Annotated in this window: 19 protein-coding genes; 5 read left to right on the forward strand and 14 right to left on the reverse strand. The window is 71.2% G+C overall.

Going from position 1 to position 18,153, the window contains the following annotated elements:
• Window positions 1-559: 559 nt before the first annotated feature.
• From OGH68_RS29570 to OGH68_RS29585, 4 genes are all read left to right on the forward strand, one after another.
• Entirely contained in the window at window positions 560-1,759 is a 1,200-nt protein-coding gene (locus OGH68_RS29570) for a S8 family peptidase (protein WP_264248180.1), read from the forward strand.
• Window positions 1,760-1,839: 80 nt separating this feature from the next.
• Window positions 1,840-2,388 carry a DUF1697 domain-containing protein gene (locus tag OGH68_RS29575; protein ID WP_264248182.1) on the forward strand — a complete coding sequence of 183 codons (549 nt, stop codon included), beginning with the start codon at window positions 1,840-1,842 and terminating at the stop codon, window positions 2,386-2,388.
• Window positions 2,381-2,806, forward strand: a complete 426-nt coding sequence (locus OGH68_RS29580) for a nuclear transport factor 2 family protein (protein ID WP_264248184.1) — start codon at window positions 2,381-2,383, stop codon at window positions 2,804-2,806. Before OGH68_RS29575 ends, OGH68_RS29580 begins: the two co-directional genes overlap by 8 nt.
• A 10-nt stretch (window positions 2,807-2,816) precedes the next feature.
• Window positions 2,817-3,446, forward strand: coding sequence for a DsbA family protein (locus OGH68_RS29585; protein WP_264248185.1), 630 nt, complete (start codon window positions 2,817-2,819; stop codon window positions 3,444-3,446).
• Between the two features lie 43 nt (window positions 3,447-3,489).
• Here the strand turns inward: OGH68_RS29585 and OGH68_RS29590 are convergent, their stop codons facing one another.
• The 14 genes from OGH68_RS29590 to OGH68_RS29650 form a co-directional block, all read right to left on the reverse strand.
• Window positions 3,490-4,242, reverse strand: coding sequence for a sirohydrochlorin chelatase (locus OGH68_RS29590; RefSeq protein ID WP_264248187.1), 753 nt, complete (start codon window positions 4,240-4,242; stop codon window positions 3,490-3,492).
• Between the two features lie 4 nt (window positions 4,243-4,246).
• Window positions 4,247-5,149, reverse strand: coding sequence for an ABC transporter permease (locus OGH68_RS29595; protein WP_264248189.1), 903 nt, complete (start codon window positions 5,147-5,149; stop codon window positions 4,247-4,249).
• Window positions 5,136-5,930 carry an ABC transporter ATP-binding protein gene (locus OGH68_RS29600; protein ID WP_264248190.1) on the reverse strand — a complete coding sequence of 265 codons (795 nt, stop codon included), beginning with the start codon at window positions 5,928-5,930 and terminating at the stop codon, window positions 5,136-5,138. The genes OGH68_RS29595 and OGH68_RS29600 overlap by 14 nt, the downstream gene beginning before the upstream one ends.
• Before the next feature lie 34 nt (window positions 5,931-5,964).
• Complete coding sequence (locus OGH68_RS29605; protein ID WP_264248191.1) at window positions 5,965-7,074, reverse strand: ABC transporter substrate-binding protein; 1,110 nt, start codon at window positions 7,072-7,074, stop codon at window positions 5,965-5,967.
• 218 nt (window positions 7,075-7,292) lie between these two features.
• Window positions 7,293-8,642, reverse strand: coding sequence for a sulfate adenylyltransferase subunit 1 (locus tag OGH68_RS29610; RefSeq protein WP_264248193.1), 1,350 nt, complete (start codon window positions 8,640-8,642; stop codon window positions 7,293-7,295).
• Between the two features lie 2 nt (window positions 8,643-8,644).
• Window positions 8,645-9,583, reverse strand: a complete 939-nt coding sequence (cysD, locus tag OGH68_RS29615; protein ID WP_264248195.1) for a sulfate adenylyltransferase subunit CysD — start codon at window positions 9,581-9,583, stop codon at window positions 8,645-8,647.
• Window positions 9,580-10,146, reverse strand: a complete 567-nt coding sequence (cysC, locus tag OGH68_RS29620) for an adenylyl-sulfate kinase (protein ID WP_264248197.1) — start codon at window positions 10,144-10,146, stop codon at window positions 9,580-9,582. The genes cysD and cysC overlap by 4 nt, the downstream gene beginning before the upstream one ends.
• The gene (locus tag OGH68_RS29625) at window positions 10,146-10,847 is read right to left on the reverse strand and encodes a phosphoadenylyl-sulfate reductase (protein WP_264248199.1); all 702 of its coding nucleotides are present in this window, start codon (window positions 10,845-10,847) and stop codon (window positions 10,146-10,148) included. The genes cysC and OGH68_RS29625 overlap by 1 nt, the downstream gene beginning before the upstream one ends.
• Window positions 10,844-11,023, reverse strand: a complete 180-nt coding sequence (locus tag OGH68_RS29630; protein ID WP_264248201.1) for a hypothetical protein — start codon at window positions 11,021-11,023, stop codon at window positions 10,844-10,846. The genes OGH68_RS29625 and OGH68_RS29630 overlap by 4 nt, the downstream gene beginning before the upstream one ends.
• The gene (locus OGH68_RS29635; RefSeq protein ID WP_264248203.1) at window positions 11,020-12,717 is read right to left on the reverse strand and encodes a nitrite/sulfite reductase; all 1,698 of its coding nucleotides are present in this window, start codon (window positions 12,715-12,717) and stop codon (window positions 11,020-11,022) included. Before OGH68_RS29635 ends, OGH68_RS29630 begins: the two co-directional genes overlap by 4 nt.
• A gap of 115 nt (window positions 12,718-12,832) precedes the next feature.
• Window positions 12,833-12,916: a putative leader peptide gene (locus OGH68_RS36225; protein ID WP_310650533.1), complete on the reverse strand. Its 84-nt coding sequence runs from the start codon at window positions 12,914-12,916 to the stop codon at window positions 12,833-12,835.
• Window positions 12,917-13,150: 234 nt separating this feature from the next.
• Complete coding sequence (locus OGH68_RS29640) at window positions 13,151-13,720, reverse strand: GNAT family N-acetyltransferase (protein WP_264248205.1); 570 nt, start codon at window positions 13,718-13,720, stop codon at window positions 13,151-13,153.
• 13 nt (window positions 13,721-13,733) lie between these two features.
• On the reverse strand, window positions 13,734-15,014 hold the full coding sequence (locus tag OGH68_RS29645; RefSeq protein ID WP_264248207.1) for a GAF domain-containing protein: 1,281 nt from the start codon (window positions 15,012-15,014) through the stop codon (window positions 13,734-13,736).
• A 268-nt stretch (window positions 15,015-15,282) separates the two neighbouring features.
• Window positions 15,283-16,917, reverse strand: a complete 1,635-nt coding sequence (locus tag OGH68_RS29650) for an acyl-CoA dehydrogenase family protein (protein ID WP_264248210.1) — start codon at window positions 16,915-16,917, stop codon at window positions 15,283-15,285.
• Window positions 16,918-16,934: 17 nt separating this feature from the next.
• Here OGH68_RS29650 and OGH68_RS29655 point away from each other — a divergent pair, with 17 nt between their 5' ends.
• Window positions 16,935-18,131, forward strand: coding sequence for a YihY/virulence factor BrkB family protein (locus OGH68_RS29655; protein WP_264248213.1), 1,197 nt, complete (start codon window positions 16,935-16,937; stop codon window positions 18,129-18,131).
• Window positions 18,132-18,153 lie beyond the last annotated feature (22 nt).

Raw genomic sequence — 18,153 nt, forward strand, 5'->3', positions numbered from 1 at the left:
CTCAATCGCCAGGGGTCCGGGGGCGGAGCCCCCGGTTCGGGAAGGGGCGGGGTGGGGTGGGGGAACGGCTCGCCGCAGGCGCCACGCACCCGCAGCCCGCACCCGCTCCGCCCCCACCGCGCCGCCCCCTCCCGTCGCGAAATCCGTGCGGACGTGTGTGAGTTGCGTGTATGAATGCGCATAAACGTGGTCCGCGCGTGGGGCCGGTGTGCCGGGATTCTGTGCACGGCATTTCCGGCTGCTCCGAAGTTACGGGCGTATTCAGGCCGTCTCGTTCTGCCGCACGGTGACTCCGGTGGTGGTACCGCCGTCTCCTTTACGGCGCGCATTCCCGGCAACAGGGCTCGAAGCCCCTTAACACCAAAGGCTGTTGGCCTTCCCGTCCGACTTGGCAGTGCGGTGGCCGATTTCTTATTGCGAAACCTTGTTGACCATGTCACAGCTGCTTGAAGGCCTTGATCTGAGCCCGTCAATCGGTCAGGGTTTCGAACCAGCCCCGGGAGATCTTCCGTCCACGGGGCGATCCCCCCACAAAAAGATGACGAGGAGACCCCTCTTCATGGCAACTCACAAGCGCGCGAGCAGGATCAAGCTCACCGCCGCCATAACCGCCGTGGCCGCCGCAGCAGGCGTCACGCTGCTCAACACGTCCTTCGCCGGAGCGGCAGCTCCCGCCGAGGGCAAGATCTACGGTGCGAACGCCGAAGGCGCCGTCGCCGGCAGCTACATCGTCATGCTGGACGAGAAGGCCGACAAGAAGGGTCTGGCCAAGGAATACGGCGGCACGCTGCAGCGCAACTACAGCTCCGCCATCAACGGTTTCTCCGCCAGCGGTCTCTCCGAGACCGAGGCCAAGCGCCTCGCCGCCGACCCGGCCGTCGCCAAGGTCGTGCAGAACAAGAAGTTCACCATCGACGCCACCCAGGACAACCCGCCGTCCTGGGGGCTCGACCGGGTCGACCAGACCGACACGGCCGGGGACAGCAAGTACACCTACCCGGACAGCGCCGGTGAAGGCGTGACCGCGTACGTCATCGACACCGGAGTCCGCATCTCCCACCAGGACTTCGAGGGCCGTGCCACCCACGGCTTCGACGCCGTGGACAACGACGACTCCGCCGACGACGGCAACGGCCACGGCACCCATGTCGCCGGCACCATCGCCGGTGCGGCGCACGGAGTCGCCAAGAAGGCGAAGATCGTCGCCGTCCGCGTGCTCGACGACAACGGTTCCGGCACCACCGAGCAGGTCGTCGCCGGCATCGACTGGGTCACCCAGAACCACGAGGGCCCCTCCGTCGCCAACATGAGCCTCGGCGGCAGTGCCGACGAGGCGCTCGACGAGGCCGTGCGCAAGGCCATCGCCTCCGGTGTCACCTTCGGTGTCGCGGCCGGCAACGAGTCCTCCGACGCGGGCCAGGGCTCCCCGTCACGGGTGCAGGAGGCCCTCACCGTCGCCTCCTCCACCAAGGACGACACCCAGTCGGACTTCTCCAACTTCGGTGAGGTCGTGGACATCTACGCCCCCGGCTCCGACATCACCTCGGCGTGGAACGACAGCGACGAGGGCACCAAGACCATCTCCGGCACCTCGATGGCGACCCCGCACGTCGTCGGCGCCGCCGCGGTCTACCTCGCCGGCCACCAGGACGCCACGCCGGAGCAGGTCGCCACCGCCCTCACGGACGGTGCGACGGCAGACAAGATCACCAACCCGAGCGCGGGCACGCCCAACAAGCTGCTGAAGGTCGTCGAGTGACCGACGGCCCACGCTGCTGAACGCGGCGGTCGCCGTGCCCTCCCCCACGGGGCACGGTGGCCGCCGTCTATCGTTCGGGCATGACGACGAAGTATGCGGCACTCCTGCGCGGGATCAACGTCGGCGGCAGCAGGAAGGTCCCGATGCCGGAACTCCGCGCCGTCATCGGAAGTCTGGGCCACCGGGACGTCGCCACCTACCTGCAGAGCGGCAACGCGGTGTTCAGCAGCGACGAGAAGGACGAGGACCTGCTCGCCGCCGGACTGGAGCAGGCGATCGAGAAGGCGTTCGGCTTCCGGGTCGACACCCTGGTCCGCAGTGGCGCCTATCTGCGCGCGGTGGCCGACGCCTGCCCCTTCCCGGCGGCCTCGCTCGAAGGCAGGCAGCTGCACGTCACGTACTTCTCCGAGCCCGTCACCGCCGACCGGTTCGCGTCCGTCGACGCGGCGGCCCATCTGCCCGAGGAGTTCCGCCTCGGCGACCGCGCCCTGTATCTGTACGCGCCGGACGGCCTCGGCCGTTCGAAGCTCGCGGTGGCGCTCTCCCGGCCCGGCCTGCTCCAGGGCGTCGTCGCCACCAGCCGCAACTGGAACACCGTCGTCAAGCTCGTGGAGATGACCCGTGACTGAGTCTGCGCAGGTGGACCCCGTGGAGGCCGCCGCCGACGCGGAGCGGCGACTTCTCGAACCGGCCGTGCGGTCCTCGCCCGAGCTGATGGCGTCGCTTCTCCACCCCGACTTCCGGGAGGTCGGTGCGTCGGGCTGGCTCTGGGACCGCGACTCCGTCGTCGCCGCCCTCTCCCCGGAGGCGTCAAAGGCCCTGCCGATCACCGCGTCACGGATGACCGGTGTCCAACTGGCCACCGACCTGGTCCATCTGACCTTCGACACCGAGACGGGCGGGCGTCGCGCCCATCGCAGCTCGCTGTGGCGGCTGACGGACGGCCGATGGCTGCTCTGGTTCCACCAGGGCACCCCCTTCGACGCGGAAGTGGCCCGCCCGGACGGCGTGCGATTGGCCCAGCCGGACGGGCCACCGGCTGGCTAGTGTCGTCGTCATGACCACCACGGACACCGGTACGACCAGGACCGCCGTCGACTTCTACTTCGACCCGGCCTGCCCCTTCGCCTGGATCACCTCGCGCTGGCTGCTGGAGGTCGAACGCGAGCGCGCCCTCGACCTCCGCTTCCGGGTGATGAGCCTGTACCTGCACAACATCGGCAACGAACTCCCGGGCTGGTACCGCGAGCTGGTCGACAAGTCGATCGGCCCGGTACGGGTCGCGGCAGCCGCGGCCGAGCAGCACGGCGACGACGTCCTGCGCGACCTCTACACCGCCTTCGGGACCCGCATCCACCAGGAGAAGAACGAGGACTTCGACGAGGTCGTCGCGCAGTCCCTCGCCGCGCTCGGCCTGCCCGCGGAGCTGGCCGCCGCCGCGCACGACCCCGCGTACGACGACGCCGTCCGCCGCAGCCACGAAGCGGGCAAGGACCCCGGAGCGGACGCCTATGTCGGCACCCCGACCATCCACGTCGACAGCGCCGTCTGGTTCGGCCCGGTGCTGAACTCGATCCCGCGCGGCGCGGAGGCCGTACGGCTCTTCGACAGCTTCCGGGTCCTCGCGAACCACCCCGACCTCTTCGAACTGAAGCGTGCCCGCACCGGCAGCCTGGTCCTCGCCTAGGGCCGCCCGTCCGGGATCACGCCCCCCCGCGGAGCCCGAGGCGCTACGCGCTGGCCGCCAGGAGCCGTTCCGTCCGCGCCTCGTCGTAGCGGTGCAGCAGCAGCCGTGCCAGCTCCGGTGAGGGCCCCAGCACGTCCGCCACGACGTCCGCCTCGCCGGCGCCCGCCGCGATGCGGTCGGGGAGCCGGCCCGGGGCGATCACGTACGGGGCCACGGCGACGCGCGCCACGCCGTTCGTGCGGAGTGAGCGGACGGCGTCCTCGGTGCGGGGGAACCCCGCTGGAGTTGCGGCGGAGGCGAACGCAGGCCGCACGGCGCACCAACCGGTGTGCCGCAGCTCCCGCGCTGTCTGAGCGATCACTGCGATCGCCTCCGGGTCTGTGGAGCCCGCGGCGGCCAGGACCAGGCCCGTCGAGCTCTTGTCCGCGGGCGTGAGGCCGGCCTCGTACAGCCGCCGCTCGACCGTGGCGAGCAGCAGCGGCGACGGGCCGAGGACCTCGGCCTGCCGGATCCGCAGCACGGGAGGCGCCTGCCGCAGCACGGCCGGGATGTCCGCCTTGGCGTGGAAGGCGCGCGTCAGCAGCAGCGGCAGTGCCACCACGTCCCGTACGCCGTCGGCGGCCAGCCGCCCGAGGACCTGCGGCACCGAGGGGGCGTTGAAGTCGAGGAACGCGGTCTCGACGCGCGTCCCCGGACGCAGCGACCGCGCATGGCGGGTCAGGGCGTGGACGGTCGGGGCGTGCCGCGGGTCGCGGCTGCCGTGCGCGATGACGAGGAGGACGGGGCTGTGCGTCACCGGTTCAGCTCCTGACGAGCAGGCCGCGGCTGCGCAGCACCCACCGCTCCAGCGGACTGAAGATCAGCAGGTCGATCGCGATGCCGACGATCAGGATCAGCAGGATGGCGAGGAACACGCCGGGCATGTCGGCGTTGTTGCGGCCGTTCTCCAGCAACTGCCCGAGGCCCAGGCCCAGGTCGGGCGAGGAGGCGATGATCTCCGCGGCCATCAGCGAACGCCAGGAGAAGGCCCAGCCCTGCTTCAGTCCCGCGACATATCCGGGCAGCGCCGCCGGCAGCACGATGTGCCAGGCGCCCCTCAGCCCGGTCGCGCCCAGCGTGCGGCCCGCCCGCAGGTACAGCGGCGGCACCTGGTCGACGCCCGAGACCAGGCCGTTGGCGATCGACGGGACCGCGCCCAGCAGGATCACGGCGAACATCATCCTGTCGTTCAGTCCGAGCCAGATCACGGCCGGCGGCACCCAGGCGACGGACGGCAGCGACTGCAGACCGGACAGGATCGGGCCGATCGCGGCGCGGACGAACTTGACCCGGGCGACCAGCAGTCCGAGCGGGGTGCCGATGGCGAGCGCCAGCAGGAAGCCGAGGAGGCCGCGGGAGACGCTGGTCCAGATGACCTCGAAGAGGGTTCCCTGCAGCCACATGCCGGACACGCTGTCCCACACCGCGGACGGTGCGGGCAGCTTGTAGTCCTCGGTCACCTCCGCCCACACCAGCAACTGCCAGGTGAGGAGCACCAGGCCCACGGCCGTGAGCGGCGGCAGCACCTTCTTCAGCAGCACCTCGCGCACCGGCGTGCGGCTCACCTGGACCGCGTCCAGCGCGTCGAGACCGGCCTCCAGACCCGCGAGGTCGTCGCCCTTGGCCGCGGCCTTCCCGGCAGCGGTCGTGTCAGTGCTGGCCATGTCGGCGGATCTCCCCACGCAGTTCTTCGGTGATCTCGACGGACAGCTCCGCCACCTCGGTGTCCTCGATACGTCGCGGCTGGTCGATGTCCACGGTCCACTCCCGCGCCACACGTCCCGGCCGTGACGACAGCAGCACCACCCGCTGCGCGAGCCGCACCGCCTCGCGGACGTTGTGCGTGACGAACAGGACCGAGACGTTCGTCTCCCGCCAGATCCGGGTCAGCTCGTCGTGCAGCACGTCCCGGGTGATGGCGTCGAGCGCCGCGAACGGCTCGTCCATCAGCAGCAGCCGGCTGTCCTGCGCCAGCGCGCGGGCCATGGCGACCCGCTGCCGCATCCCGCCCGACAGTTCGTGCACCCGCTTGCGGTACGCGCCGCCGAGCCGCACCAGCTCCAGCAGCCGCTCCGCCTCCTGGCGCCGCGCGCCCTTCGGCACACCGCGCAGCTTGAGCGCGAGCTCGATGTTCTTGCCCGCGGTCAGCCACGGGAACAGGGCGTGCTCCTGGAACATCAGCGCGGGCCGGCCGCCGGGCGTCTCGATGGACCCCGCGGTCGGCCGGTCGAGTCCCGCGACCAGGTTCAGCAGCGTCGACTTGCCGCAGCCGGAGGCCCCCAGGAGCGTGACGAACTCGCCCGGCGCGACATCGAGCGTGATGTCGTCCAGCACGAGCTGCGGCCCGGCGGGCCCGCTGAAGGACTTGGAGACATGCCCGATGCGGGCCGCGTACGTCCGGTCGACACTCACGCGGTCCTCGGCCTTGGCGATGGCAGTGGCCATGGTCGTCACCTCCTGGGAACTCGGCTGCTACGGGTTACTTGACGCCGAGCCCGGCGTCGGGGACCGCGGGACGGCCCTCGGCCGCGAGAACCTTGTTCAGCGGCTTCAGGTCATAGATTCCGGCGAGGTCCACCTGCGCCAGCAGACCGGCCCGCACCGCGTGGTCCGCCTGCGCGTCGAGGGTCGCGGCCAGCGGGTCGTCGGTGAAGGTGATCGCCTGCCACGCCGGGTCGATCTCGTCGGCCGGGAGCCCCTTGCCGGTCAGCTCCTCGAGCTTCGCGTTGGCCGACGCCTTCGCCTTCGCGGGGTTGGCCTCCATCCAGGCGTTGGTCTTCACCGTGCCGCGCAGGACCGCCTCGACGGCGTCGGGGTGCTCGGCGAGGAACTTCTGCGACACGACCATGTTGGTGATCACGAACTTCCCGTCCGGCCACAGGTCCGCCTCGTCGAGCAGCACCTTCGCGCCGGTGGCCACCAGGCGGGAGGCGGTGGGCTCCGGCACCCACGCCCCGTCGATCGCCCCGGACCGGTAGGCGCCCGGCATCACCTTGTTCTGCATCCGGACCACCGAGACGTCGCCCTTGCCGCTCTGGGAGTCGACCTTCCACCCCTGCTCCGCCGCCCAGTTGAGGAACGCCACGTCCTGGGTGTTGCCGAGCTGCGGCGTGGCGATCCTCTTGCCCTCGACATCGGACGGGGACGTGATCTTCTCCGGGTTCACCACCAGCTTCACCCCGCCGGACGCCGAACCGCCGATGATCCGCAGGCTCCTGCCCCCGGACTTCACGTAGGCGTTGACGGCGGGGGAGGGGCCGATGAACCCGATGTCGATCGAGCCCGCGTTCAGGGCCTCGATCTCGGAGGGGCCGGCGTTGAAGCTCGCGGTCGACACCTTGGTGCCGCCCAGCTCCCGCTGCAGGATGCCCTCGCGGTCACCCACGAGCGCGGTGGCGTGGGTGAGGTTGGGGAAGTACCCGATCCGTACGGTGTCGAGACCACCGACCTTCGGGCCCTTGGCCGCGTGGGCCACCGGGGCCGGCGCGGCCTGGGAGCCGTAACCGCAGGCCGTGAGTATCACGGCGAGGAGCGGCAGTACGGCTGCGGCGGCGAGGCCGCGGCGCGGGAAGGTACGAGTGGCTGGCACGGGAGGGTTTCCTCTCGTAGGCCCGGTCGCTACGTCATGTCGGACGCGGCCGGGTCGTCGGTGGGCAGTGCGGTCTTCGGTGCGGGAAGCGGAGGGCGCGCATGCTGTGCGCGGACGTCATCGCCCGCATCGCGCGACCCCGCCCGTGCCCGCGCCGAGCGCCCCGCTGCCGACGCGGCCGCCCTCCTTGGCGAAGGTCGAGTAGATGTCGGTCATCGTCAGAAGTCCCAGCCCTCGTCGTCCACGGCGGGCGCGGTGCCCTCGGCGGTCTGCGAGGCGAACGCGTCGCCCGCCATGCCCGCGGCGAGCGTCGTGCCGTCGGCCGGGTCGATCAGCAGGAACGAGCCGGTGCGGCGCGAATGGGCGTACGAGTCGAGGGCCAGCGGCTCCGCGGTGCGGACCTTGACGCGGCCGATGTCGTTGGCGACGAGCTGCCCGGGGGCCGGGTGCTGGGAGAGGTCGTCGAGGGTGAGCCGGGAGGGGATCTCCTTGACGATCGCCTTCACGGTGCGGGTGGTGTGCTTGAGCAGCACCCGCTGTCCGACGGTGAGCGGCCGGTCCGCCACGTGGCAGACGGTCGCCTCGACGTCCTGCGTGGTCGGCGGCGCGTCGTCGGTCGGCACGATGATGTCGCCGCGGGAGACGTCGATGTCGTCCTCCAGCAGCAGGGTGACCGACTGCGGCGTCCAGGCCACGTCCACCGACTCGCCCAGCAGGTCGATGCCGGAGACCTTCGAGGTGCGGCCCGACGGCAGCACGGTGACGGACTCGCCGACCCGGAACGCGCCGGCGGCGATCTGGCCGGCGTAGCCGCGGTAGTCGGGGTGCTCGGCAGTCTGCGGGCGGATCACGTACTGCACGGGCAGCCGGGCGTGGCAGGTGGCCAGGTCGTGGCTGACGGGCACGGTCTCCAGGTGTTCGAGCACGGTCGGGCCGCCGTACCAGTCCATGTTCGCGGACGGGTCCACCACGTTGTCACCGGCGAGCGCCGAGATCGGGATCGCGGTGATCTCGGGGACGCCGAGCGAGGCGGCGTAGGCGGTGAACTCCTCGGCGATCTTCGCGAAGACGGGCTCCGCGTAGTCGACGAGGTCCATCTTGTTGACCGCGAGGACCACGTGCGGGACGCGGAGCAGGGCGGCGACCGCGGCGTGCCGGCGGGTCTGCTCGACGACACCGTTGCGGGCGTCGACGAGGACGACCGCGAGCTCGGCCGTGGAGGCGCCGGTGACCATGTTGCGCGTGTACTGCACATGGCCGGGCGTGTCGGCGAGGATGAACCGCCGCCGGGGCGTGGCGAAGTAGCGGTACGCCACGTCGATGGTGATGCCCTGCTCACGCTCGGCCCGCAGACCGTCCGTGAGCAGCGCCAGGTCGGGAGCCTCCTGGCCGCGGTTGCGGGACGCGTGCTCCACGGCCTCCAACTGGTCGGCGAGGACCGACTTGGAGTCGTGCAGCAGCCGCCCGACCAGGGTGGACTTGCCGTCGTCGACGGACCCGGCGGTGGCGAAGCGCAGCAGGGTGGTGGCCGAGAGCTGCTCGGCCAACTGCTCGGTGGGGCTGGTCATCTTTAGAAGTACCCTTCGCGCTTGCGGTCTTCCATCGCAGCCTCCGACAGCTTGTCGTCGGCCCGGGTGGCTCCCCGCTCGGTGAGGCGGGAGGCGGCGATCTCGGTGATCACGGCTTCGAGCGTGGTGGCGTCGGAGTCGACGGCGCCGGTGCAGGACATGTCGCCGACGGTGCGGTAGCGGACCAGCCGCCTCTCCACGTTCTCGGTGTCCTTCGGCCCGCCCCACTCGCCGGCGGTCAGCCACATGCCGGAGCGCTTGAACACCTCGCGCTCGTGCGCGAAGTAGATCTGCGGAAGCTCGATCTTCTCGCGCTGGATGTACTGCCACACGTCCAGCTCGGTCCAGTTCGACAGCGGGAAGACCCGCACGTGCTCGCCGGGGGCGTGGCGGCCGTTGTAGAGCTGCCACAGCTCGGGCCGCTGGCGGCGCGGGTCCCACTGCGAGAACTCGTCGCGGAGGCTGAACACCCGCTCCTTCGCGCGGGCCTTCTCCTCGTCGCGCCGGCCGCCGCCGAACACCGCGTCGAAACGGTGCTCCTGGATGGCCTCGGTCAGCGGCACCGTCTGCAGCGGGTTACGGGTTCCGTCGGGGCGCTCGCGCAGCTTGCCCGCGTCGATGTACTCCTGCACGGAGGCCACATGCAGGCGCAGTCCGTGCCGGGCGACCGTGCGGTCGCGGTACTCGAGGACCTCGGGGAAGTTGTGGCCGGTGTCCACGTGCAGCAGCGAGAACGGCACGGCAGCCGGGGCGAACGCCTTCAGCGCCAGGTGCAGCATGACGATTGAGTCCTTGCCGCCGGAGAAGAGGATCACCGGCCGCTCGAACTCGCCCGCCACCTCGCGGAAGATGTGCACGGCCTCCGACTCGAGCGCGTCCAGGTGCGACAGCGCGTACGGGCTGTCGGTGCCCTCGGTCACGGTGTCGATGCTGGTCGTCACAGCAGGCCCCTCTCGGTGAGCAGCGCGTGGACCGCCGTGGCGGACTCCTGCACTGTCTGGTTCTGGGACTCGATCCGCAGATCGGGCGTCTCGGGCTCCTCATACGGGTCGTCGACCCCGGTCAGCCCGCTGATCTCGCCCGCGGCCTGCTTCGCGTACAGCCCCTTCACGTCACGCACCGAGCACACCTCGACCGGAGTGGCGACGTGCACCTCCACGTACGGCGTGCCCTCCTGCTGGTGGCGCTTGCGCACCGCCTCACGGCTGTCGGCGTACGGGGCGATGACCGGCACCAGGACCTTCACGCCGTTGGAGGCGAGCAGTTCGGCGACGAAGCCGATCCGCTGCACGTTGGTGTGCCGGTCCTCGCGGCTGAAGCCCAGGCCCGCGGAGAGGAACTCGCGGATCTCGTCGCCGTCGAGCAGCTCGACACGGTGGCCCTCGGCGCGCAGCCGGTCCGCCAGCTCGTAGGCGATGGTGGTCTTGCCGGCGCTCGGCAGACCCGTGAGCCAGATCGTGGCTCCGGTCACGTCGTTCTCCAAAGGAATCTGTTCGGTGGTCATCAGCCGTGCAGCCCGCACTCGGTCTTGCCGCGCCCTGCCCAGCGGCCGGCGCGTGCGTCCTCGCCCTCCAGCACCCGGCGGGTGCAGGGCGCGCAGCCGACGGAGGCGTAGCCGTCCATCAGCAGCGGGTTCGTGAGCACACCGTGCTCGGCGACATAGGCGTCGACGTCGTCCTGCGTCCAGCGGGCGATCGGGGAGACCTTGACCTTCTGCCGCTTCTCGTCCCAGCCGACGACCGGGGTGTTCGCCCGGGTCGGGGACTCGTCGCGGCGCAGACCCGTCGCCCACGCGTCGTACCCGGTCAGGCCCTCCTCGAGGGGCTTGACCTTGCGCAGGGCGCAGCACAGGTCGGGGTTCCGGTCGTGCAGCTTCGGGCCGTACTCGGCGTCCTGCTCGGCGACCGTCTGCCGGGGCGTGAGCGTGATGACGTTGACGTCCATCACCGCGTCCACGGCGTCACGGGTGCCGATGGTCTCCTCGAAGTGGTAGCCGGTGTCGAGGAAGACCACGTCCACGCCGGGCATGGCGCGGGAGGCGAGGTGGGCGACCACCGCGTCCTCCATCGAGGAGGTGACGCAGAAACGCGGACCGAAGGTCTCGGCGGCCCACGTGAGGATCTCCAGTGCGGAGGCGTCCTCGAGGTCCCGTCCGGCCTGCTCGGCCAGTGACTTGAGGTTCCGTTCGGCCTGAACAGTCGTCATTTCCGTTCCCCTCCACCGTCGCCCAGTCGAAGCCCCCGGGTCAGCAGCCCGAGGAACTTCAACTGGAAGGCCCGATTGCATGCCCCGCATTCCCAGGCGCCGTGACCCTCCTCGTTGGGACGCAGGTCCTCGTCCCCGCAGTACGGGCAGTAGAACGGCGCGGCCCGCTCGCTCATGACAGGGCCTCTTCCGAGGCACGCGCCGCCCAGGCCGCGAAACGCTCGCCGTCCTCGCGCTCCTTCTCGAAGCGCTTGAGGACCCGCTCGACGTAGTCGGGCAGTTCGGCGGAGGTGACCTTCAGGCCGCGCACCTTGCGGCCGAACGCCGGGTCGAGACCCAGCGCGCCACCGAGGTGCACCTGGTAGCCCTCCACCTGGTTGCCGTCGTCGTCCAGCACGAGCTGGCCCTTGAGACCGATGTCCGCGGTCTGGATACGGGCGCAGGCGTTGGGGCAGCCGTTGAGATTGATGGTGATCGGTTCCTCGAACGCCGGCAGCCGCCGCTCGAGTTCGTCGATCAGGGCGGAGCCGCGGCCCTTGGTCTCGACGATGGCCAGCTTGCAGAACTCGATGCCGGTGCAGGCCATCGTGCCCCGCCGGAACGGCGACGGCGTGACCCGCAGGTCCAGCGCCTCCAGTCCGGCGACGAGGGAGTCGACCCGGTCCTCCGTCACGTCGAGCACGATCATCTTCTGCTCGACCGTGGTGCGCACCCGGCCGGAGCCGTGGCCCTCCGCCAGCTCGGCGATCTTGGTGAGGGTCGCACCGTCGACGCGGCCGACACGCGGCGCGAAGCCGACGTAGAAACGGCCGTCCTGCTGACGGTGGACGCCGATGTGGTCGCGCCACTGCTGCGCGGGCTGCTCGGGCGCGGGGCCGTCGAGCAGCGGACGCTTCAGATACTCGTCCTCGAGGACCCGGCGGAACTTCTCGGGGCCCCAGTCGGCGACGAGGAACTTCAGCCGGGCGCGGTTGCGCAGCCGCCGGTAGCCGTAGTCACGGAAGATCGAGACCACGCCCTCCCAGGCGTCCGGCACCTCGTCCGCCGGGACCCAGGCGCCGAGCCGCACACCGAGCTTCGGGTTGGTGGACAGGCCGCCGCCGACCCAGAGGTCGAAGCCGGGACCGTGCTCCGGGTGGTTCACGCCGACGAAGGCGACGTCGTTGATCTCGTGGGCGACGTCGAGCAGCGGCGAGCCGGAGACCGCGGTCTTGAACTTGCGGGGCAGGTTGGAGAATTCCTTGTTGCCGATGTACCGGCGGTGGATCTCGTCGATGGCGGGGGTGCCGTCGACGATCTCGTCGGCGGCGATCCCCGCGACCGGCGAGCCGAGGATGGTGCGCGGGGTGTCGCCGCACGCCTCCGTCGTCGACAGGCCCACCGCCTCCAGCCGGCGCCAGATCTCGGGAACGTCCTCGATGCGGATCCAGTGGTACTGGACGTTCTGCCGGTCCGTGAGGTCCGCGGTGCCGCGTGCGAACTCCTGCGAGATCTCGCCGACGACGCGCAGCTGCTCGGTGGTCAGCCGGCCACCGTCGATGCGCACCCGCAGCATGAAGTACTCGTCGTCCAGTTCCTCCGGCTCCAGGATCGCGGTCTTTCCGCCGTCGATCCCGGGCTTGCGCTGGGTGTACAGGCCCCACCAGCGCATCCGGCCGCGCAGGTCGGCGCCGTCGATCGAGTCGAAACCGCGGTGCGCGTAGATCGTCTCAATGCGTGTCCGCACATTGAGACCGTCGTCGTCCTTCTTCGTCTGCTCGTTGCCGTTGAGGGGCGTGTGGTGCCCCATGGCCCACTGGCCCTCGCCACGGTGGCGTCCGGCCTTGCGGCGGGGCGTGACGGAGGCGGGCTTTTCCGGGCTGGCGGCCATGGCGATAGTCCTTCGAGACTGCAGGAGGGCGGCTCTGAGCTGCACACTCGCGGGGAAGGCGCGGCAGTGCGCAGGCGGGGTGATAGAGAAGTCGAAGTGCGGCGGTGCTGGGCTGTCAGCAGGCCGGACAGATGGCGCTGGACATGCGGCCGAGGTCGACGTGCCGCCGACTCACCAAGGCAATTCCAGTGCTGGACATGACGGAAGCGTGTCATGGGACTTTGGACCCAGTCCACCGTCATCCAGAATGTGGACAACACTGTCCCGCATCGCGAGACAGTGTGTCATGCGTCACCGAAGAACGTACGCCGCCGCCCGCCGGGGACGGCCGGGCGGGCTCACGGGCGGCCGGGCCGCGGCCCGCAAGCGTCGGCGGTTCGGACCGCGGGCGCGGGCCGGGGGCGGTTCGGGCCGCGGGCCCGGGTGCGGCGGGTCAGACCGCGGCGCCGGGCCACGGGCCGGGGGCGGGGACCTCGGTCTCCTCCGCCACCTTGGTGTCGAAGAGACGGAAGCCGCGGCGCAGATAGTTGTCCATCGCGTGCGGGCCGTCCTTGGAGCACGTGTGCAGCCAGACCCGCTCCGTCCGGGGCAGCCCCGGCCACCGCTCGGCGAGATCCCAGGCGCGCGCCGCACCGACCGACAGCAGATGACCGCCGATCCGGCGGCCGCGGAACGCCGGGATCAGCCCGAAGTAGACGATCTCCACCGCTCCGCCGTCCTGTGCCTCGAGCTCCACATAGCCGGCCGGCGTCCCCTTCTCGTACGCCACCCAGGTCTCGACCCCCGGGCGGTCCAGCGCCTTCTGCCACTCGGCGTACGTCATGCCGAGCCGGTCGGTCCAGCGGATGTCCCCGCCGACCGACGCGTACAGGAACCGGCTGAACTCGGGCGAGGGCACCTCGGCCCGCACGATCCGTATGTCGTCCCCCGGGTCGGCCGCGGGGCGCAGGTCCGCGGCCGAGGTCTGCTCCAGGGACCAGGTGGTCACAGTGATGGTGCTCATGCGCGACAGGGAATCACGACAGCCGCCCCAGCCGCACGGCCGGGGCATTCGAATACGGCAGCAGATCGGCCGGACGCTCCGGCACGACCAGCTCCACCTCCATCGCGTCGGTGAAGCGGTAGGGCCGGTGGGCCAGGACCTGCGCCAGGTGCCGCCGCAGCCGGGACATCTCCGCCCGCACCGTCACCGTCCGCGTGGGGTCGCCGAAGACGTCCTGCGCCAGCTGTGCCGCACTCCGCCCGTCGCGGTGCGTCGCCAGTACGAACAACAGCTCGGCATGGCGCGGGCTGAGCTCGTGCGACCAGTCGCCCGAGGCGCCCGTGACGGTGACCGAGGGCCGGCGCGGCGCGCTCAGGTCCAGCACCACCCGGCCGGGCACCCGCGCGTCGGGGCGTGCCTCGGCCGGCCGTATCAGCCAGCCGCCCGGTAACGGCTCGACCGTGCACATGCCCAGCGACGGCAGCCACGTCCGGCCCGCCCCGATCTGCTTCGGCAGCGACAGCCGGCCCGGCGGCGCCATGCCCGTCACCGCGGCCGGCCAGCCGTTCGCGTCCACCGCCAGTGCCCGGCCGACGAGGCGCCCCAGCAGCGGCGCGGCGACGCTGCGCAGCGCGTCCAGTGTCTGGAGGTGCCGGTTGCGCAGCTCGGCCTCCGCCAGGCGGGTCACCGAGGTGACCAGCGCCAGGGTCGCCGGATGCATGGTCGACAGCGGACCGCTGATGTCGACGACACCGATCAGCCTGCCGTCCCGCGGGTCGGTGATCGGCGCCCCGGCGCACGTCCACGTGTGGTGCGTGGAGACGAAGTGCTCGGCCGAGTGCACCTGGACGGGGCGCCGGGACACCAGGGGAGTGCCGATGCCGTTCGTCCCGACCAGCTCCTCCGTCCAGTCGGCGCCGGGCACGAAGCCGTGCGCGTCGCCCTTGCGCAGCACCGCCCCGCTGCCCTCCCGCCACAGCAGCCGGCCCTCCGCGTCCGCGACGACCATGATGTGCTGCGCAGCGTCCGCCATGGAGACCAGACCTTCGCGCAGCACCGGCAGCACCTCCAACAACGGCGAGGAGTGCCGGCGGCGCTCGATCTCCTCCAGCGGCAGCAGCCCGGCCCTGCGGTCCCGGTCCGGGTCCACCCCCCGCCGCAGCATGCGCTGCCACGACTCGTCGATGTCCGCGCGCGGCCCGACCGCCGGTCTGCGTCCCGCCAGGGCCGCGTCCCGCACACCCTTCAGCAGCCGCAGGGCATCCTTCGTGTCCATGGCCGCGAGCCTGGCCAGATCGAGCGATGAGTTCTTCACGGGTCCCTCCTCGGCGACGCCGCGGTCCGAAGCTGGGGGTGGCCGGCTCCATCCTCCCCCCACCCGGCCGCCGTGCGTCGCGTTATCACGCACAAGGATGCAACCCCTTGCAACCGTCGCGTACAGGCGTGCGCGTGTACGAAGGTGGCGGAACACCGGTTCGCCGGTGGGGGTGGTGCCGTGTCGGCGCAGCACCACCCACACAACCGTCAGGGCGTGGGCCGCCGTACCGGGGCCCGCGCCCTTCGGCGTTCTTGCGCCGGCCGGTTCACACCACGGCGCGGGCGCGCTCCACGATCGCCGCCAGCGGCAGCGTGTGAGGGAGCGTGCCGAACGCCGACCCCCGGTCGCCGCCGAGCCGCGACGCGCAGAACGCGTCCGACACCTCGGACGGCGCCCACCGCACCAGCAGCGACCCCTGGAGCACCAGCGCCATACGCTCCACCAGCCGCCGCGCCCGTGCCTCGACGCCGTCCAGGTCGGCCAGCTCCGTCAGCAGGTCCTTGATCGCCGCGTCCAGCCGGTGGTCGGCGCCCCGCGCCCTGCCGACCTCCCGCAGGAACGCGTTGAGCGCCTGCGGCTCCCTCTGCAGCACGCGCAGCACATCGAGCGCCTGCACATTGCCCGAGCCCTCCCAGATCGAGTTCAGCGGCGACTCGCGCAGCAGCCGGGGCATGCCCGACTCCTCGACGTACCCGTTGCCGCCCAGACACTCCAGGGCCTCCGCGACCATCGGGGTGCACCGCTTCGTCACCCAGTACTTGGCCACGGGCACCGCGATCCGCAGGAAGGCCCGCTCCTCGTCCGTGTCCGCGTCGTACGCCGCCGCCAGCCGCAGACCCAGCGTCGTCGCCGCCTCCGACTCCAGTGCCAGATCGGCCAGCACATTGCGCATCAGCGGCTTGTCGATCAGCAGCCCGCCGAAGGCGCTGCGGTACGCCGTGTGATGGATCGCCTGCGCCACCGCCTGCCGCATCAGCGCGGCGGAGCCGAGCACGCAGTCCAGGCGCGTCGCCGCCACCATCCCGATGATGGTGCGCACACCGCGCCCCTCCTCGCCCACCCGCCGGGCCCATGTCCCCTCGAACTCGACCTCGGCCGAGGCGTTGGACCGGTTGCCGAGCTTGTCCTTCAGCCGCTGGATCCGGAAGACGTTCCGGGTACCGTCGTCCAGCACCCGGGGCACCAGGAAGCAGGTCAGCCCCTCCGCCGCCTGCGCCAGCACCAGGAACCCGTCGCTCATCGGGGCGGAGCAGAACCACTTGTGGCCGGTCAGGGCGTACGCGCCGTCCTGCGCCAGCGGCTCGGCCCGGGTCGTGTTCGACCGTACGTCGCTGCCGCCCTGCTTCTCCGTCATCCCCATCCCGAACAGCACGCCGCGCTTCTGCCCGGGCGGGCGCAGGCCCTCCTCGTACGCCGTCGACGTCAGCCGCGGCTCCCACTCGGCCGCGAGCGACGGGTCCGTGCGCAGAGCGGGCACCGACGCGTGGGTCATCGACAGCGGGCAGCCGTTGCCGGCCTCCACCTGCGTCCACACCAGGAAACCGGCCGCCCGCCGCACATGCCCGCCCGGCCTGCCCCAGGCGCCGGCCAGTCCGGCGGAGACGGCGCGGTCCAGCAGCCGGTGCCAGGCGGGATGGAACTCCACCTCGTCGATCCGGTTCCCGTACCGGTCGTGCGTCCGCAGCCGCGGCGGGTACTCGTTCGCCTGCGCGCCCCATTCCTGCGCCCGGGCGGAGCCCGCCGTCAGCCCGAGTTCCGAGAGCTCCCCGAGCGCCTCGTCGCGGACCTCCGGCGCCACATGCCGGTCCACCGCCTCCCACAGCGCACGGTCCGCGGTGAAGACGTCGTACCCCACCAGGGGCGGAGCCTGGTTGGTCACTGTGTGGGTGCTCGCTGCCATGCCGATACGGTAAAGAGGTGCAGGCAGCAAACGAAACACCCGAGCGGCCTTCGGGCCGGCTCCACCGGGCCCGAGTCCTCTACCGCAACGTCTCGAAGCGGAAGATGACATGGCTGCTGCTGAAGGACACCGTCAACTCGTGCATCGAGTACCGCATCCTCGGACTCGCCGCGGAGGCGGCGTTCTTCACGCTGCTGTCCGTTCCGCCGCTGATGCTCGGTCTGATCGGCCTGCTCGGCTACATCGACGACTGGACCAGCACCACCACCGTCGCCTCCATCGAGGAGAACATCCTCACCGCCGTCGGCACCGTCCTGTCCGACCGCGGCGTCGACGACATCGCCAAGCCACTGCTGGAGGATGTCACCCAGGGCGGCCGGCCGGACATCATCTCCATCGGCTTCGCCATCGCCCTGTGGTCCGGCTCCCGCGCCGTCAACGTCTTCATCGACACCATCACCGTCATGTACGGGCTCGACGGGCACCGTGGCATCGTCGCGACCAGGCTCCTCGCCTTCCTGCTCTACATCGTGGCGCTGCTGATCGGCGCGGTCGTGCTGCCGCTCGCCGTGGTCGGCCCCGACCGGGTCGTGGAGATCGTGCCGTTCGGCACGGAAGTGGTCCGCATCCTGTACTGGCCGGTCGTCATCCTGCTCTCCATCGCCTTCCTCACCACGCTGTACCACGTGTCCGTGCCCGTGCGTTCGCCGTGGGTGGAGGACATTCCCGGCGCGCTCGTGGCGCTCGGCATGTGGGTCCTCGGCAGCTTCCTGCTGCGCATCTACCTGACCAGTACGGTCGAGGGGCCCACGATCTACGGCTCACTGGCCGCGCCCATCGCCTTCCTGCTCTGGATCGGCATCTCCGCCTTCGCCGTCCTCGTCGGCGCCGCCGTCAACGCGGCGATCGACCGCGTCTGGCCCGCTGCCGCCACGGCGGCGGCCCGCGCCGCGAACGAACGGGCGCGGGCCGCCGACGCGGCGCAGCTGCTGGCGCGGGCGCGGGCGGCGGAGATGTACGGCGACGAGGACGACGAGGAGGGCGGCGGAGACATGCCGTCCGAGTTCCCGGAGCGCTGGTCGAAGTTCCTGCCGGTGGACGACGTACGGGCGAGGCTGCACACCCGGGAGAACACCCGGGAGAACGGCCGCGAGAACACCCGGGAGAACGGCCGCGAGAACAGCCGGGAGAACGGGCGCGACAGCCGCGAGTAGCCGCTTCGGCGCCATGGCACGG

The organism is Streptomyces peucetius, assembly GCF_025854275.1.
GTDB lineage: Bacteria > Actinomycetota > Actinomycetes > Streptomycetales > Streptomycetaceae > Streptomyces > Streptomyces peucetius_A.

Coding starts and splice junctions, on each gene's coding strand:
- OGH68_RS29570 (WP_264248180.1), top strand. CDS start 560: ATGGCAACTCACAAGCGCGCGAGCAGGATCAAGCTCACCGCCGCCATA.
- OGH68_RS29575 (WP_264248182.1), top strand. CDS start 1,840: ATGACGACGAAGTATGCGGCACTCCTGCGCGGGATCAACGTCGGCGGC.
- OGH68_RS29585 (WP_264248185.1), top strand. CDS start 2,817: ATGACCACCACGGACACCGGTACGACCAGGACCGCCGTCGACTTCTAC.
- OGH68_RS29595 (WP_264248189.1), bottom strand. CDS start 5,149: ATGGCCAGCACTGACACGACCGCTGCCGGGAAGGCCGCGGCCAAGGGC.
- OGH68_RS29600 (WP_264248190.1), bottom strand. CDS start 5,930: ATGGCCACTGCCATCGCCAAGGCCGAGGACCGCGTGAGTGTCGACCGG.
- OGH68_RS29610 (WP_264248193.1), bottom strand. CDS start 8,642: ATGACCAGCCCCACCGAGCAGTTGGCCGAGCAGCTCTCGGCCACCACC.
- cysC (WP_264248197.1), bottom strand. CDS start 10,146: ATGACCACCGAACAGATTCCTTTGGAGAACGACGTGACCGGAGCCACG.
- OGH68_RS29625 (WP_264248199.1), bottom strand. CDS start 10,847: ATGACGACTGTTCAGGCCGAACGGAACCTCAAGTCACTGGCCGAGCAG.
- OGH68_RS29630 (WP_264248201.1), bottom strand. CDS start 11,023: ATGAGCGAGCGGGCCGCGCCGTTCTACTGCCCGTACTGCGGGGACGAG.
- OGH68_RS29635 (WP_264248203.1), bottom strand. CDS start 12,717: ATGGCCGCCAGCCCGGAAAAGCCCGCCTCCGTCACGCCCCGCCGCAAG.
- OGH68_RS36225 (WP_310650533.1), bottom strand. CDS start 12,916: ATGTCCAGCACTGGAATTGCCTTGGTGAGTCGGCGGCACGTCGACCTC.
- OGH68_RS29640 (WP_264248205.1), bottom strand. CDS start 13,720: ATGAGCACCATCACTGTGACCACCTGGTCCCTGGAGCAGACCTCGGCC.
- OGH68_RS29650 (WP_264248210.1), bottom strand. CDS start 16,917: ATGGCAGCGAGCACCCACACAGTGACCAACCAGGCTCCGCCCCTGGTG.